This is a genomic window from Actinomyces sp. oral taxon 849 str. F0330 (genome assembly GCF_000239715.1).
In the GTDB taxonomy this organism is placed as follows: Bacteria; Actinomycetota; Actinomycetes; order Actinomycetales; family Actinomycetaceae; genus Actinomyces; species Actinomyces johnsonii.
In genome coordinates, this window is the sequence record NZ_JH470352.1 from 67029 (window position 1) to 93358 (window position 26330).

A 26330-nucleotide genomic window follows, 5' to 3' on the forward strand; every position below is an offset into this window, starting at 1 on the left:
CGCTGCGCCTCGCTTCTCTCCTGGGGGACACGCTGGTTCTCCTCAACCGGTACGGACGACTGCAGTTGGCGAACATACTGCCACGGCCTGCACCCATTGTGGGTCTCCGCAACGCCATAAGCGAGTTGTCAGCCAACGGCGCAGAGACTCAAGGTAACACCCAGAATATTATCAGGTTACTGCCAGTCCTCTAGAGCTCGCCCGGAAGCGCCCAGCGCAGAGCCTGTCTTTCCAAGCCGAGCCGGTAGAAGACTCGGCGCCGACAGGCCGGCCATGAGGTCGGCCACCCGCCCGCGCAATGGCTCCAGGAAGACAGCCTCCCCCGCCCGAGTCAGTTCTGAGCTGACGACGACGTCGAGCGGACCGAGCAGACCGGCACCACGGGCGATGAGATCGGCCAAGGCGTCCAGGCCCGTATCCCAGACGCGGCGCGCCTCCCGGTCCCCGGACCGCATCGCGCTGAGAAGCGACTCGAGCCCCGAGGCGGAGAAGCCTGTGCCCCCGGTGGAGAATCCATCGGAGCTGTTCAAAGAGGCCGCAGAGTCATCGACGATGCCCGCCGTGTAACGCCCCACCATCGCGTCAACCGAGGCGACATCCTCCAATCGGGCCCTCTCGCCGCTCCAGTCGGGATCGGAGACCAGGACCTGACCGACCTGGCCGGCCCGGTCCCCACCCGGCGCCGGGACGCCATCGAGCAGAACGGCGGAGGCGATGCTCTTTCCGATGGACAGGTAAAGGCAGCTCGCTCCACCTGCCCCCCACCGGCTCTCGGCCCAGGCACCGCAACGAGCATCCTGATAGAGCAACACCTTGGCGGACTCAGCCGGCACCGGCAGGAACCGACTGACATGGCTCGCCAGTGGGACGTCCTGCAGCCCCAGGGCGGCACTGCGGCAAATCTGTCCCCTGTCCTCATCGACGACACCCGGCACGCAGACCCCGACGATCAACGCGGGCGCCTGCGCGGTCCGGTCCTTCCCCTCGTCCGCGAGCTCGTCAACAGCACTGGCGCATAAAGAGGCGACGGCCCCGCCGATCTCCTCGGCCAGCCGGCGACCGTCCGAGCGGCAGTCCTCCGGTACAGGTCGTTCCAGGGAGCGGACGACGCGCCCCCGGCCATCGGATACGACAGCGGTCATGCCATCGGCACCGACGTCGACCCCCAGCGCAACGGCTCGCCCCTTGGGGCGGGAGCACTCGGATAAGTCAGCGGGATGTCCCATGTGTTCTCTGTTCTCAGGGGAGGAGCGGCAGTGCACGGACCGTGACGCCTGCGGTGACCGGACGAGGGACCACCGCAATGCCGCCACGGGGCCACCGCCCCACACGTTGGCGTGATTGATGTCGACGACAGTAGCAAGGTTCGCATCGCCATGTGTCGCTCTCAGCGAGCGACTAAGACCATTCCTGATCTATGCTGGCTCCAGCACACCGAACTACCTGCCGCACGGTCACCAGGATAAGGCAAGTAGTTGATCCACAAATCACGTGTCGTGCTCCAGCGCCGCCCGGCCCACTCCCCGGCCCCGGACCGCCCCTCGAGCTCCAGGAGGATCGAGATGTCTCGGCATGATCGCCATTCGGCCATCCTCGATATCGTCATGGACGAGGGCAGTGTCCATATCGACGACATCATCGCGCGTCTGGGCGTCTCGGCGGCGACCGCGCGACGCGATCTCGACCACCTGGCGGACCAGCAGCTGGTCACCCGCACCCGCGGCGGCGCGATCGCCAACCCCACATCCACCGAACCGCCGCTGCGCTACCGCACCTCGAGGATGGCCGATGAGAAGACCCGGATCGCCAGGGCGGCGGCCGCCATGGTGCAGCCGGGCGATTCCATCGGCCTCAACGGCGGAACCACGACCACCGAAGTAGCCCGTGAGGTCGTGCTCCTGCCGGACCTGACCGATCCGGACATTCCGGTCACTCTGGTCACCAACGCCGTCAACATCGCCAGCGAGATGACCGTGCGCCAGTGCGTGCGCGTCGTCGTCACCGGCGGGATCGCACGGCCCCGGTCCTTCGAGCTCACCGGCCCGCTGGCCGAACTCATCCTGCCCTCGATCAGCGTGGGCACGCTCTTCCTGGGTGTCGAGGGCATCGATGAGCGGGGGGCCTACGCTCAGCACGACGGCGAGGCCGCCGTCAATGCCGCCCTGGTCGACGCAGCCCATCGCGTCGTCGCCGTGTGCGACAGCTCCAAGCTCGGTACCACCGCCTTCGCACTCATCTGCCCCATCTCCAAGATCGACCTGGTCATCACCGATGACGGCGCCTCCGCCGACCAGGTCGCAGCCCTGCGGCAGGCGGGCACCGAGGTACAGCTGGTCTAATCTCCGAGAAACCTGAGAGCTTTCTCATCCGCCCTTAATCGTCGTCTTCTCCTGGCCGGTCAGGATCGTCTCAGAACGACCCTGAACTGACACCAAGGGAAGAGACGATCCATGACAACCGTTCCCCTACGGGTGGCGCTCTACAGTCACGACGCCAAGGGGCTGGGGCACCTTCGCCGCAACCTTGCTCTGGCCCATCACCTGGCCCGGGCATTGCCGGGGCTCACCGGCCGCGACGTCACCGGCCTGGTCATCACCGGGCTGGCTCCGGGACAGGAACACCGGCTTCCCGACGGCTTCGACTGGCTGGTGCTGCCGGGAGTCAAGAAGGCCGAGGGTACCTACCTGCCCCAGCGCCTGCGTATCACCCGTGAGGACCTGAGCCTGGTCCGCAGCGCCCTGCTGTCCGGTGTCCTGACGACCTTCACCCCGGACCTGCTCATCATCGACCGTCACCCCTACGGGGTGCACCAGGAGCTGCGCGAGCCCCTGGCACGTCTGCGCCAGGCGAACCCCGGCGCGCGCGTGGTGCTCGGCCTGCGCGAGGTCCTGGACACGCCTGCGACCGTGCAGCGCGAGTGGGGGGAGCTCGGCGAGGCCGACACGCTGCGCCGACTCATCGACGAGGTCTGGGTCTACGGGGATTCCTCGGTCCATGACCTGAACGCTACTGGCGAGGCTCCGACGGCACTTCAGGAGCGGATGCGCTACACCGGCTACCTCGCCCATGGCCGCGATGCCGCGGAAACCACTCACGGCTCCGAGGCGTCAGAAGCCCTGGCCGGTAACGCCGAGGCTGCCGGCGCCTTCATCCTGACCACCGCCGGTGGCGGCTCCGACGGCGTCCACCTGCTGCGCGCCGCAGCCACAGCACGTGTCCCCGACGGGTATCGGCACGTCGTGGTCACCGGCCCCCAGCTCGATGCCGCCCGGTTCCACCAGGTCGCTCAGGCGGCCGGCCCCCACACCATCGTGCGCCGGTCCTGGCCGGGGATGAGCCACCACATCCGGCAGGCCGCAGCGGTCATCTCGATGGGCGGCTACAACACGGTCAGCGAGATCCTCGCTTCCGAAACCCCGGCTCTCCTCGTCCCCCGTGAGACGCCTCGCCTCGAGCAGTTCATCCGGGCCACCGCTCTGAAGGATGCGGGCGCCATCGACCTCCTAAGAGTCGCGAACCTGAGTGCCGCAGCACTCGAGGACTGGCTCACCGAGCTGCTGAGTGACCAGGACGCCGGCGCTCGCAGTCAGCTGGCGGGGCGACGTCGTCTGCGCCTGGACGGTCTGGAAACCGTCCCCCTGCTCGCCGCCGAGCTCGTCGGCGACCGGGGCGACGTCCTCGACACCCGCCTCAGCCATCTCAACAGCCGCACCACCAGCCTCACCAGGATGGAGATCCCCGCATGAATCCCGCAGTCGACAACCACCAGGACATTCATCAGAACGGCGCCCGCATCGGATACGTCCTCAAGGTCTACCCGCGCTTCTCGGAGACCTTCATCGTCACCGAGATCCTGGCCCGCGAGGCCCAGGGCGAGGACCTGAGTATCTACGCGCTGCGCCCCACCACGGACTCGCGCTTCCACCCCGAGATCGCCCGGGTGGCCGCCCGGGTCAACTGGGTGGGCCGGCCAGTACGGGCCATCGACCTGTGGAGCCGGCTCACCGACGGTCTGACCCGTCAGGACGACCGCGAGCGCTTCGCCGCCATCATGCCGGTGCTGGCCGACCTTCCCGGTGACGAGGTGGCCCAGGGCGTGGAGCTGGCACGTCAGGCGCGCAGGGACTCCATTACGCATCTGCACGCGCACTTCGCGTCTCTGGCGGGCCGGGTGGCATGGATCGCCTCGGCCCTGACCGGTATCCCCTACACCGTGACCACCCATGCCAAGGACATCTTCCACGAGTCGGTGGATCCCGTGTGGCTGCGCCGGATCTGCGCCGACGCGCAGCGGGTTATCGCCATCAGCCGGTACAACAAGGAGCACCTGAGGACGGTACTGGCGGGCACGGGGGCCACGGTGTCGCTGCGCTACAACGCCATCGAGCTCGACCGCTTCTCCTATCGCGCTCCGCTGCCCGTGCCGGCCGGGAACTCACGGCCACTACAGGTGTGCGCCGTCGGGCGCCTGGTTCCCAAGAAGGGCTTCGCGGACCTGATCGAGGCGGTGCGGATCCTGGTGAGCTCCGGTGTCGACGTCGAGGTCGAGCTGGCCGGTGACGGTGAGGAGCGCGAGCGCCTGGCCGCGCAGATCGACCGCCTGGGCCTGGCGGACCGGATCCGCCTCCTGGGTCCGCTCACGCAGGCGGAGGTGCGTGATCTGTTGGCGCGCTCGGACGTCTTCGCAGCGCCCTGCATCGAGGCGGCCGATGGCAATATCGACGGTCTTCCCACGGTGATCCTGGAGGCGATGGCCTGCGGGACGCCGGTGGTGGCCACGGCGGTCTCGGGGCTGCCGGAGGTGGTTCGCGACGGTATCACCGGGCTCCTGCTGCCGCCGGGAGACCCGACCGAACTGGCAGTTGCCCTGCGCAGGATCGCGCTGGGCGAGGTCGACACCGTCTCCCTGTCCCGTGGGGCGCGGTCACTGATCGAGGAGCACTTCGACTCCCGCGCCCAGGCCGAGGTCCTGGCCGCTTGGCAGACGAGTCCCCGTCCCGCTCCCACCGCTCCCACCGTGTGCCTGGCCGATCGGGAAGGAGCCGCCTGATGCGGATCGCCTACATCTGCTGCGACCCGGGTATCCCGGTGTTCGGGACCAAGGGCGCCTCGGTGCACATCCAGGAGGTGGTCCGCGAACTGCGGTCCATCGGCCATGAGGTGGCCCTGTACGCCGTGCGCTCCGGCAAGCACATTCCCGACGACCTCACCGACCTCGAGCTGCACCTGGAGGCCGTCGCCGACGTCGAGCCCGCTGAGCGGGAGCAGGCGCAGGCGCACGCCGCGGAGCGGATCGTCTCCCGGGTGATCGCCGACGGCGTCGACCTGGTCTACGAGCGCTACTCCCTGTTCTCCACGGCGCTTACCGACATCACGGCCGCCACCGGGGTTCCCGGAATCCTGGAGGTCAATGCTCCGCTGATCGATGAGCAGCGTCGTCACCGCTCGCTGGTGGACGCCTCCGGTGCGGCGCAGGTGCTGCGCCGCCAGGTGGCGGCCGCCCGGGCCACGGTGTGCGTCTCGGATCCGGTGGCCGACTGGGTGCGTCGTCGCACCGCCGACCTGTCCGATACCGGTGCGGGCGATGTCGCCAGCAGGATCCACACGGTTCCCAACGGTGTGAGCGTACGCCGTATCCAGCCCCAGCCGGAGGACCCGGACCGGGTGGTCGTCACCTTCGTGGGGACCCTCAAGCCCTGGCACGGGGTGGCCGACCTCATCACGGCGGCGGCCCTGGCGCGCCAGAGCTGGAGCCTGCGGATCATCGGGGACGGCCCCGAGATGGACTCGCTGCGTGCTCAGGCCGGGCGCCTCGGGGTGGAGGTGGACTTCCGTGGGGCGGTCGCGCCGCAGGACATTCCCACCCACCTGGCGGGCTCGGCGATCGGAGTGGCCCCTTACCCGAACCTGGGTGGGGGCGAGCAGCAGTACTTCTCCCCCATGAAGGTTCTGGAGTACCTGGCCGCGGGGCTCGCGGTCGTGGCCTCCGACGTCGGGCAGATTCCCCAGCTGCTTGAGGGCGGTTCTGGCCGGCACGGTATGCTCGCGGCTCCCTCGGACCCCACGGCCCTGGCCGCAGCCCTGGATGATCTGGCGGCATGCCCGGATCGGCGCGCCTGCATGGGCCGCAGCGGGCGCCTTCTGGCCGAGGAGCGCCACTCCTGGCATCGGACCGTCGCCCGGATCCTGGAGCTGGCAGGCCTCGCTCAGGGTGGTGAGCGGTGATGGGTGCGCCTGTGCTTCGGCGCGCACCCCGGGAGCACCGCTCCCCCATGCGCCAGACCCTGCGCCTGGTGGGGCCCGATGCTGCTCCGCAGTGGCGCCTCATGGCCGGGGGCACGGCGGTGCTCCTGGCGGAGGTGATCTTCCGGGTGCTGGAGCCCTGGCCGCTGAAGATCGCCATCGACTCGCTGGTGGCGGCTCTGGGCCGGCACACGGGTAGCGCCCCCGCCACGGTCTCCTCCCTGGTGGGGCTCGGTATCGCCCTGCTGGTGATCGTGGCCGGGCGGGCGCTGTGCAACTACCTGGCCACCGTGGCCTTCGCACTGGTGGGCTCACGTACGGCGGCCTCTCTGCGCAGCCGGGCCTTCCACCACGTCCAGGGACTCTCCCAGCAGTTCCACGCCCGCAACCGCAGCGCGGACACGGTTCAGCGGCTCATTGCCGACGTCAACCGCATGCAGGAGGTGGCGGTCACCGCCGGCCTGCCAATGGCCGCCAACACTTTGACCCTGCTGGTCATGGTCGTGGTCATGGTGTTCCTGGACCCATTGCTGGCCACGATCGTGGTCATGGCAGTGGCGGCTTTCGCAATCGCTTCCTCCGGCAACTCTCGGCGGATCTCCGCGGCCTCCCTGCGCAGCCGCAAGTCGGAGGGGAACCTGGCAAACACGGCCCAGGAGGCGCTCGGCGCCATCAAGGTGGTCCAGGCCTACGGTCTGGAGCCCCTGCTGCACGAGCGTTTCACGGGTGCCAACACGGTCTCCCTGAGCGAGGGAGTGCGTTCACGCCGCATCGCCGCGCGCCTGGAGCGTTCCACGGACGTCATCGTCGGCGTGGCCACGGCCGTGGTCATGGTCGGCGGGGGCATCCGGGTCCTGAACGGCGCCATGTCTCCGGGAGACCTCGTGCTCTTCACGACCTACCTGCGCACCACCATGAAGCCGCTTCGGGACATGGCCAAGTACACCGGCCGCATCGCCCGGGCGGCGGCATCGGGCGAGCGGGTGTCCGACCTCATGGCGGTCGAGCCCGAGATCGTCTCGCCTCGCGACGCCACCGTGCTGGACCCGGTTCGCGGCATGGTCCACTTCGACCACGTGCATGCCGCCTACGAGGGCCGGCAGGTGCTTCACGGTGTGAGCCTGACGGTGGTTCCCGGTGAGCACGTGGCGCTCGTGGGACCATCGGGCTCAGGCAAGTCCACTCTGGTGTCCCTGGTGGTGCGGGCCCTGGATCCGACGTCGGGCACGGTCAGTCTCGACGGGCACAGCATGGACGAGCTGGACCTGAAGTTCCTGCGCTCGCAGGTCTCGGTCCTGCACCAGGAGGCGGTGCTGCTGACCGGCACGATCCGCGAGAACATCCGCCTGGGGCGGCCCGACGCCTCCGACGATGAGGTAGAGGCGGCCGCGCGCGCGGCCCACGCCCACGATTTCATCACCCAGATGCCCGACGGCTACGACACGGCCGTGGGCGAGCGGGGCGGCACCCTCTCCGGGGGCCAGCGTCAGCGCATCGCCATCGCCCGGGCACTGCTGCGCGACTCGCCGATCGTCATCCTGGACGAGGCGACCACCGGGTTGGACCCGGCCTCGACGTCGGCGGTGCTCGAGGCGATCGACGGGCTGGTGGCCGGACGCACGACCCTGACCGTCACCCACGATCCGCAAGCTGCTATGCGCGTCGACCGGGTGGTGTGGATCCAGGACGGGCGGATCCGCCTGGAGGGGAGTCCTCAGCACCTCATGGACACCTCGGACGAGTTCCGCCGGTGGGCGAACAGCCACCTGTCGGACTTCTTCGCCCTGGAGGGGAGCGGATCGTGAACCCACCCGCGATCTCCGCAGCGACCACAACAGTGACCACAGCCGACGCCGTCTCCGCAGTTCTCGATGCCGACCGGCTCAGTGAGCTCCTCGGCCAACCAGTGCGGGCAGGCCGGCTGCGTATCAAGCCGAACGTCTCGGTCCTGATGTCCTTGACGGAGCGCTCCACCGGGCTCACGTCCGGGTGGGCGCGGCTGCTCTGGCCGGTCTCGCACTCCAAGGCCGCCCAGGCCGAGCGCCTGGCCACCTCCCTGGGGCTCGACCAGGCTCCGATCACCCGGGCCGCAGGCGGCGACCTGCTGCTGCAGAGCGGTCCGGTTCACACCGACCCCAAGCTGGCCGGGCCGATGGCGGACGCCGCCCGCCAGGGGGTGCTGAGATCTTGGGAGGCCGGGGACGTCCTACGCTACAACCCCTCACGGCGTCTCGTGCTGCGGGACGGCTCCACGGTGCTGCGGATGCGTGCTCAGGCCGGCAGCCCGGCCGACGACGTCCATCGCGCCCTGTCCGAGTTCCTCCCGGTCCCGCGTCTGCTCGACTCCGAGGCCGTGGCCCGCTGCGAGGGGCACGTCAGTCTCCAGCAATGGTGCGGCGATACGAACGTGGCCGAGCTCTCCGAGAAGAGTGCTGCTGAACACGCCACATCCGAGGTCGCAACCGAATCCGCAGCCGATGCCACGCAGCGCGTGGGGGCGCTGCTGGCCGAGCTGCACTCCTGCGCAGAAGCGCTGAAGCCGGACCTCGTCAACCGGCTGCCCCACCGGCATCCCGATCCTCGGGACCTGGCCGAGGTTCACGCCCGTCAGTTCGATGTCCTGGACCCCGAGCTGGCCCGCAGCGTGCGGGCGGTGGGCGACATGCTGCCCACTCGGCTGTCGGGCGAGCCGGCCCTCACCCACGGCGACGCCTCCCCCGACCAGGTGCTGTACGAGCGCTCCTCCGGGCGGATCTGGCTGACCGACTTCGACCGGGTGCGCCTAGCGCCGGCAGTCACCGATCTGGGCTCCTACCTCGCGGTGGCTCCGGCCTCCCAGGGGCGCGCCCTGTTGGAAGGCTACGCCGAGCACCGACCGGCGCCCGATGCCGAACAACTGGGGGTGGCGATCGCCCACTCGCGCCTGGCACGGCTGGCCGATCCTCTGCGCCGGGCCGATCCGTCCTGGCGTGAGCGCATCGGAATGGAACTGGCCGCCATTGAGAACATCGCCCGGTCACCTGAGAAGGAGACCGCCTGGGCACGACAGAAGTCTCAACTACGACACAGATGACTGAGATGACACAGAAACCAGAGATGAACGGCGTGCTGAGCACGCTGCACGCGATTCCAGGGCTGCGCCGTGCCTGGCCCGAGCACCGGGACTCGGGCTCCACGAGCGTGAGCATCGAGTGCGTCGACGGCGAGCGCCGTCTGCGCGCCGGGCACGTCACCGTCGGAGCGGCTCCCGACCTACTGCCCTATGCCACTGACCCGGCCCTGCCGGCCCTATCCGCGCGCCTGACCGGAACGCTCGTCGTCCACCGCGCTGGCCGCCGTGCCGTGGTGATGGAGGAGACGCGGGTCCGCAAGATCGTGCGGCCGCACCGGGCCGCAGCCCTGGTGCGAGCGCACGCGACGGCCGCCTCGGTCCTGAGGGTCACCGGCCTGCGCACCCCCCGGATCCTGAATAGCGGCGACAGCATTGACGACGTCGTCGACTTCGAGCTGCTGCCCGGCCGCAGCCTGGGCGCGCTCGGCGACGCCGGTCTGCCCGCGTGGAGGCACTTGGCGGACTCCTGGGCCCACCTGGCCCACGGCGAGGCGGACCTGCCCGTCCACGGGCCACGTCAGGAGGCCGAGGTGCTGCGCCGATGGTTCGCTTCCGCCCAACGCTACGGCGTCATCGACCAACCGACTCTCCTGCACGAGCAGGTGGTGGACACCTGCCTGAGCCTGCGGGAGGACGACGGGGTGCACGTCATCGCCCACCGCGACCTCCACGACGGCCAGCTCCTGTGGGACGGAATCGGCCTGTCCCTGCTGGATCTGGACACCGCGGCCATGGCCGAGGCGGCCCTCGACCTGGGCAACCTCTGGGCCCACGCGGACCTCATGGCACTTCGGGGCTGGCTCGGTCCCGAGGCCCACGCACAGGTCCGCGGGCTGCTCGACAACATGGCCCGCACGCTGCCCACGACGGCGGAGCGTCTGGAGACCTACTACCGCTCTTCGGCACTGCGACTCGTCTTCGTCCACGCCTTCCGACCCGCTGCCCACCAGTGGCTGCCCGCCTGGGTACGTCACTGCCTGGGGCACGCCTCGCCTTTCGCCCCCCTCAACCTCAGCGACGATTGGAACAACTCATGACCCCGCTCAAGCTCACTGTCATCGGCTGCGGATATCTCGGCGCCGTCCACGCCGCCGCCATGGCCCACCTGGGACACCACGTCCTGGGAATCGACACCCGGACCGAGCAGGTCGAGGCCCTCTCCCAGGGCCGCGCCCCCTTCTACGAACCGGGCCTGCCCGAGCTGCTGGTCACCGGCGCCCAGCAGGGTGACCTGCGCTTCACCTCTGCGCCAACGGCGGCGGAGCTGGTCGAGGCCGATGTCCACTTCATCGCTGTGGGCACCCCGCAGTCCGCCACCGGCAGTGAGGCGGATCTGAGCCAGTTGTGGAGCGTGGTCGACATGCTCCATGACGCCCTGCCCAAGGGCGGGCGCAGCCTCGTGGTGGGCAAGTCGACCGTCCCGGTCGGCACCGCCCAGCAGGTGGCCGAGCGCCTGGCCGGCCGCGCCCTAGTGCTGTGGAACCCCGAGTTCCTGCGCGAGGGCTTCGCCGTAGCCGATACCCTCCACCCCGACCGCATCGTCTACGGGATGCCCGCCGACTCCCGCGACGCCCAGGAGGCCCAGGCCGCTCTCGACGCCGTCTACCAGCCCTTACTGGAGGAGGGGATCCCTCTGATCGTCACCGACTACCCCACCGCCGAACTGGTCAAGACCGCAGCGAACTCCTTCCTGGCCACCAAAATCAGTTTCATCAACGCCATGGCCCACCTATGCGACACGGCCGGCGCCGACGTGACCGTCCTGGCCGATGCCATCGGTCACGACCCGCGCATCGGCAGGCGCTTCCTCCAGGCCGGAGTTGGGTTCGGCGGAGGCTGCCTGCCCAAGGACATCCGGGCGCTGCGCGCCAGCGCCGACCTGCACGGGGCCGCGCACCTGGCGGATCTGCTGGGACGGGTCGACTCCATCAACCGCGAGCAGCGCGACCGGATTGTCGAGCAGGCCCGCGCCCACGTGGGAGGCGGCCTTTCCGGCAAGGCGATCACCGTCCTCGGAGCCGCCTTCAAGCCCCTGAGCGACGACGTGCGCGACTCCCCCGCCCTGGACGTCGCTTCGCGCCTGGCCGACCTCGGGGCGGAGGTCACCGTCTGCGACCCGCAGGCCCTGCCCGTCGTCGCCCGGTCCCATCCCCATCTCACAGTGGAGGAGGACCCCCGTGCCGCGCTCAAGGGGGCCGAGCTCGTGCTGCTGCTGACAGAGTGGGACCAGTTCGTGACCCTCGACCCCGCCGACGCCGCCACCGGGGTCGCCGACTGCGTCATCATCGACGGACGCAACGCCCTGGACCCGGCGGCCTGGAGCCAGGCCGGGTGGACCTACGCAGGAGTGGGACGCTGAGCACTACCGCTGGTGGCTCCGCCCGAGCCCGGACTCGCCGGACGGAGACCGGTGAGTCCGGGCACAATGACGGCGTGACCTCTCTCATGCCCACCCGTACCATCACCATCGGTACCCGCGTCATGTGGGCGATCGTGCTGGTGGCGAGTATCGCGCTCATCACCTGCGGAGCGATTGTGTGGGCGCTGGGGCACACCAGCGTGTCGGCCGACGCCACGAATCGACTCGAGCACAGTCGAGACCGGATCCGCGAGCTGGCTGCGGACGGAACGGATCCCTCCAGCGGCCAACCCTTGGAGGACGTCTCGGCGGTGCTCCGCGTCCACATCCAGCGCACCGCGGAGGGGCCCGGTGAGGCCGAGCTCGGATTCGTAGGGACCAGCTCCGACACGGAGCTGACCTGGGTCTCCTCCGACAACGTCTCCTTCCGCCCGGAGGAGGACACCGACCTGCTCAAGCGGGTAACCTCCCAGGCCGCCGCCTCGGAGTCGGTCATCGAGACGGTACGCACCCCCTCATCGAACTACCGGGTTCTCATCGTCCCGGTCCAGGGCGGCTCCCAACACGGGGCGCTCGTGCATGTCATCGACCTCAAGGTCGCCGAGTCCCAGCTTCAGCGCACTATGGCCTTCTACACCGCGGCGGCCGTCTTCACCGTCGCCCTGGTGACCGGCCTGGCCTGGTTCGGCGTCGAGCGGCTCCTGCGTCCCATCGAGCAGCTGCGGCGCGCCACCGAATCCATCGGCGAGGAGGACCTGACCACCCGGGTTCCGGTCAAGGGCCGAGACGACCTGACCGCCCTGGCCGCAGCCGTCAACCGGATGCTGGACCGGGTCCAGACCGCGGTGGAGGCTCAGCGCAACTTGCTCGACGACGTCGGCCACGAGCTTCGTACCCCCATCGCCGTGGTCCGCGGGCACCTTGAGCTCACCGACCCCGCTGACCCCGGAGACGTGCGCCAGACCCAGCTGCTGGCCATTGACGAGCTCGACCGGATGGGAGTGCTCATCGATGATCTGATCCTGCTGGCCAAGAGCTCCCAGACCGACTTCATCACCCCGGTGGACACCGACGTCGCCGAGCTCACCGAGCTGGTCTTCGACAAGTCCCTCGCCCTGGGCGAGCGCCGCTGGCAGCTGGAATCGGTGGCCTTCACCCGGGCCATGATCGACCCCACCCGAATCACCCAGGCCTGGCTCCAGCTGGTGGCCAATGCCGTGAAGTACTCCGAGCACTGCAGCACCGTCCGCCTGGGCTCGGCAGTGCGGGACGGACACCTGCGGATGTGGGCGGGCGACGAGGGCATCGGGATCGCCGCCGAGGAGATCGAAGTGGTGCGCCAACGGTTCAAACGCACCGCCAACGCCCAGGAGATGGCCTCGGGAACAGGACTGGGACTGAGTATCGTGGAGACGATCGTCGCAGCGCACGGAGGACGATTGGACATACGCTCCCAGGTGGGCCAGGGATCGGTGTTCACCATGGCGATCCCTCTGGAGACGTCCCCTGCACCGTCCTCTTCCGAGACATCGGCCTCGGAGAACGCCGGTGCCTCATCCCCTGAACAATCCCCGACAGCGTCCAAGGAGTGACTCACCATGAGCAGCATCCTCATCGTTGAGGACGAGTCCCGAATCGTCGCATTCCTCACCAAGGGCCTCAAAGCAGCCGGTTTCGCCCCGCACACCACCTCCACCGGCCTGGAGGCCGTGGAGCTCGCGCTCCAGACGAACTTCGACCTCATCATCCTGGACGTGGGCCTACCCGACATCGACGGTTTCGAGGTGCTCCAGCGGCTGCGCGGTCAGGGGGTGACGGCACCGGTCATTATGCTCACGGCCCGGTCCTCGGTGGCCGACCGCGTCGCCGGACTCGAGGGTGGCGCCGACGACTACATGCCCAAGCCCTTCTCCTTCGAGGAACTCCTGGCCCGTATCCGGGTGCGGCTGCGTCCGGAAGCCGCCGGGGCTGACCAGATGCGCTTGACCCACCGCGACATGGTCCTGGACTTGCGCACCCGCGCCCTGACGCTGGAGGGCCGGACGGTGGAGCTCTCGGCGCGGGAGTTCGCCCTCGCCGAGACCTTCATGCGCCACCCCGGCCAAGTCCTCAGCCGCGAGCAGCTCCTGAGCGCCGTGTGGGGACTGGACTTCGATCCCGGCTCCAACGTGGTGGAGGTCTACGTCTCCTACCTACGCAACAAGCTGGGCAGGGACAGGGTGGAGACGGTACGCGGTATGGGTTACCGGCTCACCTGACGTGCAGCAGACCTTCCGGCCAGGCGCACCGACCCAGTACCGGTGACGTCGGTCGTCTATTCAGTCGTCAATGTCGCGATCGTCGTCGTCACGCTCCGTCGCCCCGATCTTTGCGGGACTCTTGTCGTCGTCATCATCGATCTCGGTGCGGGAGTCATCGGACTTTCCGGCCGCGGCCGGTGCGCTAGGAGCGGCGGGCGCCGACTGCCGACTGCCGTGGTCGACAGCGACAGGCGGATCGGGTTCAACCACCTGGGGCGAGTGGCCCTGCGTCGAGGGGATCGAGGAACCCGCCTCGCTGCCTCCCTGATCATGCGAGGCACTGCCGGCGCCTTCGGGGATCTGGCCCGGTGCCGATGTGGAGGACTGCGGTGAGGTGGCCGGGGTTCCGGTCATAACAATGCCCGGCTCGCTCACGGACTCGGCGGGGTGGAAGAACACCATACGGGTGACCCCGAGCAGAAGGCCCGATGTCACCACCACGACCACGGTGGCGACAACGCGGCCGCGACCGAAACGATGCAGCAGGTTTCCCATCCAGAGTCCCCTTCCCTAGGTATTCCGGTCTCCGGCCCCGGGGCCGCAACACGGCCACTAGGACAATAAGACCTTTGTCGACCGTAACACGAACGACAGGTCAGTACATTGGTGCAGAGCACAAGAAGCACCCGAAAACGCCTCAGAATCCACAGGAGAGCGGACGAGCCTGCGCTCGCGGGTCAGGGACGGGTGTGCCCGTTGCCCTCAACGATCCAGGTCGTCGTCGTCAGCTCGGTCAGGCCCATGGGGCCGCGGGCGTGGAGCTTCTGGGTGGAGATGCCCAGCTCGGCCCCCAACCCCAGTTGGCCGCCGTCAGTGAAACGGGTCGAGGCGTTGACCATGATGGCCGCCGAATCCATACCCGCGATGAAGTCGTTGATGACGCCCACGTCCTGGGCCAGGACGGCCTCGGTGTGCCCGGTGGTGTGGGCCCGGATGTGGTCGACGGCCTCTTCCAGGTCCTCCACGACGCGCACAGCCAGATCCAGCGACCCGTACTCGGTGTCCCAATCGTCCTCGGTGGCCTCGACCAGGAGCTCCTGGCGCCCACCACCGGCGACCTCGGTCAGGATCCGGTGGGCGGCGGGATCGGCGTGCAGGACCGTGTCCTTGTCCCACAGGGCGGCGGCTGCCTCCGGCAGGTAGTCGGCGGCGACGTCGATGTGAACCAGGAGCGTCTCGGCGGCGTTGCACACGCCGACGCGCTGGGTCTTGGCATTGACGATGATGTCGACCGCGGCCTGGAGGTCGGCGCTGGCGTCGACGTAGACATGGCAGTTCCCCGAGCCGGTCTCGATGACCGGAACGGTGGACTGCTCGACGACGGCGCGAATGAGACCGGCCCCGCCGCGCGGCACTAGGGCGTCGACCAGGCCGTGGGCCCGCATGAGGGCGCGGGCCCCGTCCCGGCCGGCGGCGTCCACGCTGGTGACGAGGTCTGCAGGCAGTCCCTGAGCGTCCAGGGCGCTGCGCAGGGCCGCCACGATGGCGGCGTTGGAGTCCTGGGCTGCGCTGCCGCCGCGCAGGATGATGGCGTTGCCGGACTTGACGGCCAGGGCGGCGGTATCGACGGTGACGTTGGGGCGGGCCTCGTAGATCATGCCGACGACACCCAGGGGCACCCGCACCCGGCGCACCCGCAGCCCGTTGGGCATGACCGAGCCGTCAATGATCTGGCCGACGGGGTCGGGCAGAGCGGCGACCTCCCGCAGGGCTCCGGCGATGTCGGACAGACGCCCGGCGTCCAGGGCGAGGCGGTCCAGGAGCCCGGACTTCATCCCGGACTCGCGTCCGCGCTCCAGGTCGGCGGCATTGGCGGCGAGGATCGCCTCGGTGTGCTCGGTGAGGCTGTGGGCCATGACCTCCAGGGCGGCGTCCTTGACGGCGCGCGGGGCTCTGGCCAGGCTCCGTTGCGCCACACGGGCTGAGCGGGCGGTTGCAGTGACGAGCTCGTGGGCGTCGACGTCGTTCATGGGGCCACCATAGAAGAAGAGACCCCAGCAGGAGGAGTCTCCGGCCGGGAGAACCACTGACGGACCGATGGCGCCAGACTGAGCAGAGCCATGGCGACCACCAGCAGTAGAGCCACCCCGTAGCCAATGAGCCCGCCGACCATGGGCACGCCGTAGAAGCTGAGTACGCCGGCCCTCAGAACAAGGACTCCCACCTGGGAGACAACGAATAAGCCTGCGGCGCCGATCGTTGCCATGACGAATACGGTGCGACTGGACCTGCGCACCCCCGTCACGATCGAGGCGATCGACAGTACGAGGATGCCGATAAGCACAACGAGACCTGCTGCGAAAGGGAGCCCGACACGCTGTTGCGTGTCGGTGAAAGGATCCCACGCCAGCCACAGTCCCAGCTCAGGACTGCGCGTATGTTCTCCGGGATCGCGCCGGCTTGCGAGCATGAAGAAGAGCGGAGCCTGTACCAAGGACAGGGCACTGCTGACCCCCAGAAACACTGAGGACCCGATCCCCGTGGTGACTGCCTTTGGTCGAGGACGAGGGCCGTGAGTCGATGCTGCGGTCACCGCGAGGCCGGTGACCACGACAAGCACGGCAAGAACGATGTTGAGACCCGCCGTCACAGGCCCGGGTGACAAGCTGTCGTTAATCAGGAGGCGAGCCACATTGAGCCCGAGCATCGGAACCATGACACCGATCAGCGAGAGCGGTGCACTGGAGGGGCGACGCCGGGTCAACTGGATCAACCCGACGAGGAGAAGGTAGGGAACAGGGTTGACGATGACCGCGATAACCGTCTGACCAACGGCAGAACCGGGCATCCCTGTCATGCTTGCGAGGACTACGGAACTGACGATCGTGACGACGTAGAACACGGGCAGGGCGATGATCGTAAGAATCAGGGCTGCCTTCTCCACACCAGTACGGGGGGAAGGCGGTGGGGCGGCGTGGAAGGGCGCGTACGGGGAGGGACCACTACCGTAGGGATAGGGGGACAGTGGTGGTGGATGCATCCTCGCTCCGGTGAGCGGCTGGGCAGAAGGTTGCTGCGGGAACGAGTAACTCACCCCACCATTGTGTCCTATCGATCACTCGAATCGCTGGGGGTCACACCTGTTCTTGAGGCAGCGTCCTCAGACTCCGGCGGTGCGGGGCAGCTCGGCGAGGTCGTCGCGATGGACGACGGGAGCCACATGGTCGGGCGCCGGCGCGCCTGCGGCCCGGGCGGCTAGGACCTCGCGCAGCTCGGCGGCCGCGTAGCGGCAGATCCCGCGGGCCAGGGTGCGCTCGGGGCCGACGACGTCGACCACGGTCCCGGACTCGAAGTCGCCGTCGACGCCCGTGAGACCGGGCAGCAAGAGCGACTTCTTGCCCACGGTCAGGGCCCGGGCCGCGCCGGAATCGATGAGGAGGCGTCCCTCGGGCTGGGAGGCGTGGGCCATCCACAACCGGCGACTGGAGCGGTGTGGTCCGGTAGGATCGAACCAGCTGCCCAGGTCGGCCGGGACCCGGACCTCGCCCAGAAGGCGGGCGGCGTCGTCGGCCCGGGCGATGAGGGTGGTGGTGCCCGAGGCGCAGGCGATGGTGGCGGCTTGGAGCTTGGTGGTCATGCCGCCGGTGCCCACGAAGGAACCGCGCCCGGAGACGCTGACGCCCTCGAGGTCGCCGGATGAGCGCACGTGGCGGATGGGCTGGGCGCCGGGGGTTCCGGGCCGTGCGGTCCACAGCCCGTCGACGTCGGTGAGTAGCACGAGGACGTCGGCGGTCACCAGGTGGGCGACGAGGGCGGCCAGGCGGTCGTTGTCGCCGAGGCTGAACTCGCTAGTGGCCACCGCGTCGTTCTCGTTGATGATGGGCACGGCCCCCAGAGAGAGCAGGGAGTCGAAGGTGGCCCGCACCGTGCGGTAGTGACTGCGGATGGCGACGTCGTGAGCAGTCAGGAGAACCTGGGCGGTCACCAGGCCGTAGGCGCTCATCGCGGTCTCCCAGCGGGCGGCGAGCCGGCCCTGTCCGACCGAGGCGGCCGCCTGCAGGAGGCGCAGCTCGTCGGGGCGCCGGTCCAACCCCAGTGGCGCGAGGCCCGAGGCGACGGCCCCGGAGGAGACCAGGACGACGTCGTGACCGCGCCGCCGCATTCCGGCGATGAGGCCCGCCAGGATGTCGATGCGATTGAGGTCGAGCCCGCCGTCGGTGCGCGTCAGCGAGGAGGAGCCGACCTTGACCACGACGCGGGCGCCCTCGGGCAGGCGATCAGGCCGCCCGCCCGAGTGGAAGCCGTCGCGATGGGCGTTGTCGCCATCAGCCGCTGGTGGTTTCATGCTGTCCCCGCCCGTCAGTCCTCGTCGCCCTCGTGCCAGGTGGCGGCATCGGTCCACAGGCCCTCGGCGGCCTCCTCGCGCAGCTGCTGGCGCGCGGCCTCCTTGGCGTCCATCATCTCGTGGTATTGACTGCGCCGCTCGACGTTGGTCCGACGCCGGCTGCCCTCCAGACGCAGGTCGGTGCCGCGGGCTCCCAAGAGCTCGGGGCCGGTGGTCATCGAGGGTTCCCAGGTGAACAGCACTCCCCCGTCTACCTCGCCGATGAGGACGGTGTCGCCTGCGTGGGCTCCGGCTTTGACGAGCTCGTCCTCAACGCCTGCCGCGGCCAGACGGTCGGCGAGGTAGCCGACGGCCTCGTCGTTGGAGAAGTCGGTCTGGCGCACCCAGCGCTCGGGGCGCTGGCCGCGGACCTGGTAGACCTGTCCCTCGCTGGGGTGGACCAGCAGGCGCACCTGGGCGACGCTCTCCTTCTCGCGGCGCCCGACCGCTTCGGGGCGGATGACCGGACGAGTTCCGTCGGCCTCGCCATCACGCCGAACGTCCCGCGGGGCCATCTCGCGGGCCCGCTCAACCTCGCCGGCCAAGGCGAAGGACAGGGGCCGCAGCCCCGTGTGGGCGACCGCCGAGACGATGTGCACAGGCAGGCCCCGGGCTTCGATATCGGCGCGCACGAACTCGGCGAGCTCGGCGGCGTCGGGGACGTCGACCTTGTTGAGCACCACGATGCGAGGCCGCTCCATGAGGGGGATCCGGCCGGTGAGGAGGGGATCGTCCTCCTGGTCCCTGAGGCGCTCGGAGTAGGCGGCGAGCTCGGCCTCGATGGTGTCCAGGTCGGACAGGGGGTCGCGGTTCGGCTCGAGGGTGGCGCAGTCCAGGACATGGACGATGACGGCGCAGCGCTCGATGTGCCGCAGGAAGTCCAGGCCCAGTCCTTTGCCCTGGGAGGCGCCGGGGATGAGGCCGGGGACGTCTGCGATTGTGTAGCGAACGTCGCCGGCCTCGACGACCCCGAGGTTGGGCACGAGGGTCGTGAAGGGGTAGTCCGCGATCTTGGGGCGGGCCGCGCTCATGGCGGCGATGAGGGAGGATTTGCCGGCGCTGGGGTAGCCCACGAGGGCGACGTCGGCGATGGTCTTGAGCTCTAAGGTGACGTCCCCGGCCTGGCCGGGTTCGCCCAGGAGGTGGAAGCCGGGGGCCTTGCGCTTGGAGGAGGCCAGGGAGAAGTTGCCGCGCCCGCCGGTGCCGCCCTCGGCGACCACGATGCTGGCGCCCTCGCCCACGAGGTCGGCGATGATCTGGCCGTCGGCATCCTTGACGACGGTGCCCTCGGGCACGGGCAGGAGGAGATCCTTGCCATCGGTGCCACGACGCCAGTCGCCCATGCCGGGGGTGCCGTTGCCGGCCCGCTGGTGCGGGGAGCGATGGTAGCTCAGCAGAGTCGTCACCCGGGGATCGACGACCAGGACGACGTCGCCGCCGTGACCGCCGTCGCCGCCGTCGGGTCCGGCCAGGGGCTTGAACTTCTCACGGTGCACGGACGTGCAGCCGTTGCCGCCGTCGCCGCCGGCCACGTGGAGAACCACTCGATCGATGAAGCTGGGCATGGGGTCTCCTGTGAGTCCGGAGATAGGGCGAGGGCGGACGGCAGGTGCCGTCCGCCCTCGCGATGACGTGGGGTGTACCCGGGGCTCAGGCCTCGGGGAGCACGACGTTGACGACCCGGCGGCCGCGGAAAGTGCCGAACTCAACGTTACCGGCGGCGGTGGCGAACAGGGTGTCGTCGTTGCCGCGGCCGACGTTGCGGCCGGGGTGGAAGTGGGTGCCGCGCTGGCGGACGAGGATTTCGCCGGCCTTGACGAGCTGGCCGCCGAAGCGCTTGACGCCGAGGCGCTGCGCGTTGGAGTCGCGGCCGTTACGGGAGGAACCAAGACCCTTCTTGTGTGCCATGGTTGAGGCTTCTTTCTTCTCGAGCGTGTGCGTTCAGGATGTCCGTGTACTGGCTGACGCCGGGACGGTCACTTGATGGCGGTGACCTTGACGGCCGTCAGCTGAGCGCGGTGGCCCTGGCGCTTGCGGAAGCCGGTCTTGTTCTTGAACTTGAGGATGTTGATCTTGGGGCCCTTCTCGTCGCCGATGATCTCAGCGGTGACGGAGGACTTGGCCAGGTCGGCGGCAGAGGTGGTCACCTTGTCGCCATCCACCAGCATGACGGGAGCGAGGGAGACCTCGTCGCCGATCTCACCAGCAAGCTTGTCGACAACCACGACGTCGCCGACGGAGACCTTCTCCTGACGGCCGCCGGCTTTGACGATCGCGTAGACCACTTGAATGCTCATCTCTGTAGATTCTTCGAAAGGCTCTCACGCGCGGTACGGCTTCGATCAGCCTCACCGGGAGGGCCCTGTCCTGGGCAATGGCGCAAGACGCACCGGCAGATAACTCTAGGCGATCATGTCGCCGGCACCAACCTCCGGCCCGTGCTACCCCCTGTGTTCTTGGGCACGAAGGCCGTGAGAGTGCTAGGCAGAGGTCGTCGGGCCATCTGAAGAACTCTCCGGCGACGGCGAGGAGCTCTTCGCGACGGCCCTTCTCCTCGTTCTCCTCACGGGCTCGCCGTCGGCGGGTTCTTCAGCCGCCCCGCCCGCCGGCTCCTCGGGCGTCTCCTCGGTCTTCTTAGTAGTCTTCTTCGCCGACTTCTTGGCAGACTTCTTGACAGATTTCTTCGCCGACTTCTTATCGGCCTTGTCCGCCGACCTCTTGGCAGCAGACTTCTTTCCTCCGGTTCTGGTCTCCTTGTCCTCGGTCCGGGAGGTCCGAGCGACGTTCTGCCCGTCGACGTCATCGCCGAGGTCGGCTGCGTTCTCGGCCCGTTCCTCGCCGATCCCCTGCGAGCCGTCGGCCCCCTGAGCCTCGTGAGGCGTCTGATTGTCCTGCTTGACATCCTTATGGGCCTGCTCTGCGGCGGCCGCGATCTGGGCCAGTGCACCGCGGACCGCGGCGCGAGCCTCGTCGTCGGCTCCGGACTCGGGCGAGCCGAGGACATCGCGCCTTCCAGATCCCTTGGAGCCTCCCTTGGCGGCCTTGGGCCCCCGAGTCTCCTGAGCATCCTTCTTAGCGCCCTTCTTACCGCCGCCTACGGCCGCCTGCTCCTCGCGGTTCTTACGACCGCGCGAGCGCCCTGCGCCGCGGGAGGCCGAGGCCGACATGTCCACCTGCTGGTTCTCGACGGGCTCGTCGTGGACGATGAAACCGCGGCCCTTGCAGTGCTCGCAGGTGGTGGAGAAGGCCTCGACCAGGCCCTGCCCCACCCGCTTGCGGGTCATCTGAACCAGGCCGAGCGAGGTGACCTCAGTGACCTGATGACGGGTCCGGTCGCGTCCCAGGCACTCCACGAGCCGGCGCAGGACGAGGTCCCGGTTGGACTCCAGGACCATGTCGACGAAGTCGATGACGACCATGCCGCCGATGTCGCGCAGGCGCAGCTGACGCACGATCTCCTCGGCGGCCTCGAGGTTGTTGCGGGTGACGGTCTCCTCCAGTGTGCCGCCCGCACCGGTGAAGCGGCCGGTGTTGACATCGATGACGGTCATCGCCTCGGTGCGGTCGATGACCAGGGTGCCGCCGCTGGGCAGCCACACCTTGCGATCGAAGCCCTTGGCGAGCTGCTCGTCCACGCGGTGGGCGGCGAAGACGTCATCGGGACCGACCCAGTGCTCGAGACGCTCGGCCAGATCCGGGCTGACCTCGTCGATGTACTGCGAGATCGTCGACCAGGCCTTGTCGCCGGAGATGATGAGCTTGCGGAAGTCCTCGTTAAAGACGTCGCGGATGACTCTCACGGCGAGCTCCGGTTCGCCCTTGAGGAGGACGGGGGCCCTGCCGCTGCCCTTCATGACGGAGGAGGCCTTCTTCTCGATGGTCTCCCACTGGGCCACGAGCCGCTCGACATCGGTGGTCAGCTGCTCCTGAGTGGCCCCCTCGGCGGCGGTGCGCACGATGACTCCGGCGGAGTCGGGCACGATCCGCTTGAGAATCTTCTTCAGGCGACTGCGCTCGGTGTCGGGCAACTTGCGCGAGATCCCCGTCATGGTGCCCCCGGGGACAAGGACCAGGTAACGGCCCGCCAAAGTGATCTGGCTGGTGAGACGGGCGCCCTTGTGACCGATGGGGTCCTTGGTGACCTGCACCAGGACGGTGTCGCCACTGGAGAGAGCATCTTCGATCCGGCGGGGACGGCCCTCCATACCGGCGGCGTCCCAGTTGACCTCACCGGCGTAGAGCACGGCGTTGCGCCCCTTGCCCAGGTCCACGAAGGCGGCCTCCATGGAGGGCAGGACGTTCTGAATCCGGCCGACGTAGACGTTGCCGACCATGGAGGTCTGGGTGTGCCGGGAGACGTAGTGCTCCACGAGGAGCCCGTCCTCCAGGACGGCAATCTGGTTGAGGCCGTCTGACTCGCGCACGATCATCTGACGCTCCACGGACTCACGGCGAGCCAGGAACTCGGCCTCGGTCACGATCGGCCGACGGCGCCCGGCCGCCCGACCCTCACGACGGCGCTGCCGCTTGGCCTCCAAGCGGGTGGAACCCTTGAGCGCCATGACCTCGTCACGCAGGTCGCCACCCTCGGAGCGGGTACGGGACCGGCGCCGGCGCCGGCGCGATCCGGAGACGACTCCCACGGCGGTATCTACTGCGATCTCGCGCGCCGAAGAGACCTCACCGCCGCCATCTTCCCGGTCTGAACTCAACGAGCCCCCGGTGTCCTGGCCGTCGGACTCACCGCGCTCGGAGGCCTCTGCGCGCGAACGCGAGCGCCGACCGCGCCCACCGCGGCGGCGCCTGCGACGACCCCCGCCCTCACGGACGCCATCCGATGAGCCGGCCCGGGACTCGCTGGCCTCATCGACCCCGTCGGACTCGGGAGACTCGGGGGACTCAGACGACTCGGTGGCATCGTCGCCGGGTTCCTCGGCCGGAGTGCCCCCGCGTCCCTCCTGCGGCGCTCCTGCACCGGCGGCCGCCCGTCGACGACGACTGCGCCCGCCACGACCGCCTCGGGACGAGTCGGTTTCCGCCTCGTCCTCGCCGCCCGTCTCCCGGTTATCGGCTTTGATTCGAGAGTCTGTTCGGGGATCGTCGTCCGCTTCGCCCCAGCCGCTCGCACCCTGGTGGCGCGAGGCGGTCGGTGCATGCTGGGGAGCAGCTGTCGCAGCGGTGACCCGCCGACGACGACGGGCCCGACTGGGATCGGGAGCCTGGAACAGAAGAGAGGCGGCCGGCAGACGAGGCGTCTGGGCTACTTCCTCTTCCTGATCTTCCCGGGGGGCATCGATGTGCAGCTCCTCTGCACCGGGGGTCTGCTCATCAGTCTCGTCGTCTTCCTCAACATGCGCCTGCGCTCCATCCTGCGCGGAGTTCGGCTCCGTCCCCTCCGGCTCCGACTCATCGGGTTCTGCGGTTCCAGCACCGGCAAGACGGGACTCAGCGGCCGGCGCCGCCTCAGGGGCGGCGGAGGCGGCGGTGACCTTGCGGCGGCGACGAGCGGGCACCGACGGAGCGATCGGCGAGTCGGACGACTCGGAGCCTCCTTCGCCGTCGGACTCGTCAGAACCCGACGTTGTCACGGAGCCGACGGTGCTCATCGGACTCATCGAGCCCGGCTGCTCGGCAGCGGGAGCCTGGGCGGGGGCGGCGGAGGCGGCGGTGACCTTACGGCGACGGCGCGGAGCCGGGGCGCTCACGGCGTCGGCGGCAGCCTGGTCCTGCTCGTGCGATTCTGTTGATTCTGATGTGGTGCGATGTGCCATGGGGCTTGCACTCTCCGGGGCCGACGCCGTCGTCGTACCCTCGACGCGTCAGCGCGGTTGTGCTCCCGAGCGGGAGCAGCGAAAAAGTCTGCGAGTGCGCCCGGCAGGGCGCATGCCTTGCCCGACGTCCACACAGACCGGGCTCGCAGCGGCGCGTCTCAGGCGGCGCAAGGTCCTCGGACAGGGTCGGTCGGAAGGCGCGACCCCGGGTACCGGTACGGAGTACCCGAAGCCGGATCGAAGTATCCCACACATACGGCGATAAGCGCTTGCGCGACTCGTCATGACCATGGTGGCCGATGTCTCGCCCACACCTCATCTCACTATATAGTCAGCAAACTCTCAGACCGTAATCAGCTTTCGACCTTCTTCGAAGTTTTACTTACGGGCCTTCAGTCCCACTCTCAAGATCGGCGGTTGTCAATGACGGCACCCGAAAGACCCTCCGCCAGCTTCATCGAAAAGCAGTCAAGACAAGGAAAACAGAGGAGCTCCAAGCGCAGGATCAAGGCATCGAAACCCGATTGTTTCACGACACTGCGTCAGAGTTGTCCTATAATATAATTATTGACCTGTAGGACGTTCTACAGAACACCTTATCGATCTCATCGTCGTCTTCGAAAGGTGGCATTGATGGCCATCTCTCCTATGGCGCTGGACTCCCTGGATCTGGCGCGCTGGCAGTTCGGTATCACCACCGTCTACCACTTCATCCTGGTTCCGCTGACCATCGGGCTCTCCCCGCTGGTGGCTCTCATGGAGACACTGTGGCGCCGGACCGGCAACAAGCAGTGGCTGGTGGCCACCAAGTTCTTCGCCAAGATCCTGCTGATCAACTTCGCACTGGGCGTGGCCACCGGTATCGTCCAGGAGTTCCAGTTCGGCATGAACTGGTCGGAGTACTCGAGGTTCGTCGGCAACATCTTCGGCGCCCCCCTCGCCTTCGAGGCCCTGCTGGCCTTCTTCATGGAGTCCGTCTTCCTGGGCCTGTGGATCTTCGGATGGGACCGCCTGAGCCCCAGGCTGCACAACCTGTGCATGTGGGCCGTGGCCGCGGGCACGAACTTCTCCGCCTTTTTCATCCTCACCGCCAACTCCTGGATGCAGCACCCGGTGGGCGCCATCGTCAACCCCAAGACGGGGCGCGCCGAGCTCGACGGCGTGAGCGGTTTCCTCAAACTCCTGTCCAACGAGCTGGTGTGGGCCACCGTCCTGCACGTCATCTCTTCGGCGCTGCTGGTCGCCGGCGCCGTCATCCTGGGCGTCTCCGTGTGGTGGATGACCAAGGCCGCCCGCGCCGAGCAGGACTTCGAGGCCCGTGAGCTGTGGCGCCGCGTGACCCGTTTCGGAGCCATCGCCATGGTGGCCGCGGGGCTGGTCACCGCCGGTACCGGCCACATGCAGGGTCAGCTGGTCGCCGAATACCAGCCGGCCAAGATGGCTGCCGCCGAGGGCCTGTGCCACTCCGAAGCCGGTGCCCCCTTCACCGTGGCCGCCTTCGGGGACTGCAAGAATGAGGACGGCATGGTCCGGTTCATCTCGATTCCCGGCATCTACTCCTTCATGGCCACCAATGACTTCAATGCCGAGATCACCGGGCTCCGGGAGGCCGGTGACACCTACGCGCAGCAATACGGGACCACCGATGCCCGCGGCAACGCCGTCGACTACAGCCCCAACGTCATGGTCAACTTCTGGTCCTTCCGACTCATGATCGGCCTGGGCATGGCCTCGATGGGACTGGGAGCATTGGCCCTGTGGCTGACCCGCTCCGGCAGACTCATCTCCCGCCCACTCCTGGGCAAGGCGGCGCTGGCCACCATGTGGCTGCCCTTCATCGCCTGCTCCTTCGGATGGATCTTCCGCGAGATGGGGCGCCAGCCCTGGGTCATCGTTCCCAACCTGTCCGACCCGGTCTCCCAGGTCTACATGCTCACCGCCGATGGAGTCTCCTCCGTGGTCTCCTCGACCACGGTGCTGGCCTCGATGGTCATCTTCACCCTGCTGTACGCCGCGCTCGGCGTGGTCTGGTTCGTGCTGCTGCGCCGTTACATCCGCGAGGGCGTGCGCACCCCGGTGCCGGACGAGGTCGATAAACCTGCCAGGGCCGGCGAGGCAGCGGAAGCCGGCAGCACTGACGCGGACGGCTCCGACGGCGAGTCCGGCGACTCGCCCACGAGCGTCCCCGCTCTGTCCTTCGCCTACTGAGCCGAGGAAGGAA

The 26330-nt window shown here is 68.6% G+C and carries 20 protein-coding genes; 11 read left to right on the plus strand and 9 right to left on the minus strand.

Going from position 1 to position 26330, the window contains the following annotated elements; all coding sequences use genetic code 11:
* Positions 1–176: 176 nt before the first annotated feature.
* On the minus strand, positions 177–1226 hold the full coding sequence (locus HMPREF0975_RS07715) for an ROK family protein (RefSeq protein WP_009233585.1): 1050 nt from the start codon (positions 1224–1226) through the stop codon (positions 177–179).
* Between the two features lie 336 nt (positions 1227–1562).
* Between HMPREF0975_RS07715 and HMPREF0975_RS07720 the strand changes: the two genes are divergently transcribed.
* The 10 genes from HMPREF0975_RS07720 to HMPREF0975_RS07765 all read left to right on the plus strand — a co-directional run bounded on the left by HMPREF0975_RS07720 (position 1563) and on the right by HMPREF0975_RS07765 (position 13972).
* Positions 1563–2339 carry a DeoR/GlpR family DNA-binding transcription regulator gene (locus HMPREF0975_RS07720; protein ID WP_009233586.1) on the plus strand — a complete coding sequence of 259 codons (777 nt, stop codon included), beginning with the start codon at positions 1563–1565 and terminating at the stop codon, positions 2337–2339.
* 111 nt (positions 2340–2450) lie between these two features.
* On the plus strand, positions 2451–3746 hold the full coding sequence (locus tag HMPREF0975_RS07725) for a glycosyltransferase family protein (RefSeq protein ID WP_009233587.1): 1296 nt from the start codon (positions 2451–2453) through the stop codon (positions 3744–3746).
* Positions 3743–5050 carry a glycosyltransferase gene (locus HMPREF0975_RS07730; protein ID WP_009233588.1) on the plus strand — a complete coding sequence of 436 codons (1308 nt, stop codon included), beginning with the start codon at positions 3743–3745 and terminating at the stop codon, positions 5048–5050. Before HMPREF0975_RS07725 ends, HMPREF0975_RS07730 begins: the two co-directional genes overlap by 4 nt.
* Positions 5050–6225 (plus strand): glycosyltransferase family 4 protein, encoded by a 1176-nt coding sequence (locus HMPREF0975_RS07735; RefSeq protein WP_009233589.1) that lies wholly within the window; start codon positions 5050–5052, stop codon positions 6223–6225. Before HMPREF0975_RS07730 ends, HMPREF0975_RS07735 begins: the two co-directional genes overlap by 1 nt.
* A gap of 47 nt (positions 6226–6272) precedes the next feature.
* Positions 6273–8048 carry an ABC transporter ATP-binding protein gene (locus HMPREF0975_RS07740; protein WP_009233590.1) on the plus strand — a complete coding sequence of 592 codons (1776 nt, stop codon included), beginning with the start codon at positions 6273–6275 and terminating at the stop codon, positions 8046–8048.
* The gene (locus HMPREF0975_RS07745; RefSeq protein WP_009233591.1) at positions 8045–9316 is read left to right on the plus strand and encodes a phosphotransferase; all 1272 of its coding nucleotides are present in this window, start codon (positions 8045–8047) and stop codon (positions 9314–9316) included. The genes HMPREF0975_RS07740 and HMPREF0975_RS07745 overlap by 4 nt, the downstream gene beginning before the upstream one ends.
* A gap of 5 nt (positions 9317–9321) precedes the next feature.
* On the plus strand, positions 9322–10392 hold the full coding sequence (locus HMPREF0975_RS07750; RefSeq protein WP_156808221.1) for a phosphotransferase: 1071 nt from the start codon (positions 9322–9324) through the stop codon (positions 10390–10392).
* On the plus strand, positions 10389–11714 hold the full coding sequence (locus tag HMPREF0975_RS07755) for a UDP-glucose dehydrogenase family protein (RefSeq protein WP_009233593.1): 1326 nt from the start codon (positions 10389–10391) through the stop codon (positions 11712–11714). The genes HMPREF0975_RS07750 and HMPREF0975_RS07755 overlap by 4 nt, the downstream gene beginning before the upstream one ends.
* Before the next feature lie 86 nt (positions 11715–11800).
* Positions 11801–13306 carry a sensor histidine kinase gene (locus HMPREF0975_RS07760; RefSeq protein ID WP_021608590.1) on the plus strand — a complete coding sequence of 502 codons (1506 nt, stop codon included), beginning with the start codon at positions 11801–11803 and terminating at the stop codon, positions 13304–13306.
* Positions 13307–13312: 6 nt separating this feature from the next.
* A complete protein-coding gene (locus tag HMPREF0975_RS07765) occupies positions 13313–13972 on the plus strand; it encodes a response regulator transcription factor (protein ID WP_009233595.1) in 660 nt (219 codons plus the stop codon).
* A 60-nt stretch (positions 13973–14032) separates the two neighbouring features.
* Here HMPREF0975_RS07765 and HMPREF0975_RS07770 read toward each other — a convergent pair whose 3' ends face one another.
* From HMPREF0975_RS07770 to HMPREF0975_RS07805, 8 genes are all read right to left on the minus strand, one after another.
* Positions 14033–14509 (minus strand): hypothetical protein, encoded by a 477-nt coding sequence (locus HMPREF0975_RS07770; protein ID WP_009233596.1) that lies wholly within the window; start codon positions 14507–14509, stop codon positions 14033–14035.
* Positions 14510–14691: 182 nt separating this feature from the next.
* Positions 14692–15984, minus strand: a complete 1293-nt coding sequence (locus tag HMPREF0975_RS07775) for a glutamate-5-semialdehyde dehydrogenase (protein ID WP_009233597.1) — start codon at positions 15982–15984, stop codon at positions 14692–14694.
* Complete coding sequence (locus HMPREF0975_RS07780) at positions 15981–16994, minus strand: hypothetical protein (RefSeq protein ID WP_009233598.1); 1014 nt, start codon at positions 16992–16994, stop codon at positions 15981–15983. Before HMPREF0975_RS07780 ends, HMPREF0975_RS07775 begins: the two co-directional genes overlap by 4 nt.
* Before the next feature lie 120 nt (positions 16995–17114).
* Positions 17115–18299 (minus strand): glutamate 5-kinase, encoded by a 1185-nt coding sequence (gene proB / locus HMPREF0975_RS07785; RefSeq protein WP_009233599.1) that lies wholly within the window; start codon positions 18297–18299, stop codon positions 17115–17117.
* A 14-nt stretch (positions 18300–18313) separates the two neighbouring features.
* Positions 18314–19903, minus strand: a complete 1590-nt coding sequence (gene obgE, locus HMPREF0975_RS07790) for a GTPase ObgE (protein WP_009233600.1) — start codon at positions 19901–19903, stop codon at positions 18314–18316.
* Between the two features lie 85 nt (positions 19904–19988).
* The gene (gene rpmA / locus HMPREF0975_RS07795) at positions 19989–20246 is read right to left on the minus strand and encodes a 50S ribosomal protein L27 (RefSeq protein ID WP_009233601.1); all 258 of its coding nucleotides are present in this window, start codon (positions 20244–20246) and stop codon (positions 19989–19991) included.
* A gap of 68 nt (positions 20247–20314) precedes the next feature.
* Positions 20315–20635: a 50S ribosomal protein L21 gene (rplU, locus tag HMPREF0975_RS07800; protein WP_009233602.1), complete on the minus strand. Its 321-nt coding sequence runs from the start codon at positions 20633–20635 to the stop codon at positions 20315–20317.
* 183 nt (positions 20636–20818) lie between these two features.
* Positions 20819–24109 (minus strand): Rne/Rng family ribonuclease, encoded by a 3291-nt coding sequence (locus HMPREF0975_RS07805; RefSeq protein ID WP_009233603.1) that lies wholly within the window; start codon positions 24107–24109, stop codon positions 20819–20821.
* Positions 24110–24742: 633 nt separating this feature from the next.
* Here HMPREF0975_RS07805 and HMPREF0975_RS07810 point away from each other — a divergent pair.
* Positions 24743–26317 (plus strand): cytochrome ubiquinol oxidase subunit I, encoded by a 1575-nt coding sequence (locus HMPREF0975_RS07810; RefSeq protein ID WP_009233604.1) that lies wholly within the window; start codon positions 24743–24745, stop codon positions 26315–26317.
* Positions 26318–26330 lie beyond the last annotated feature (13 nt).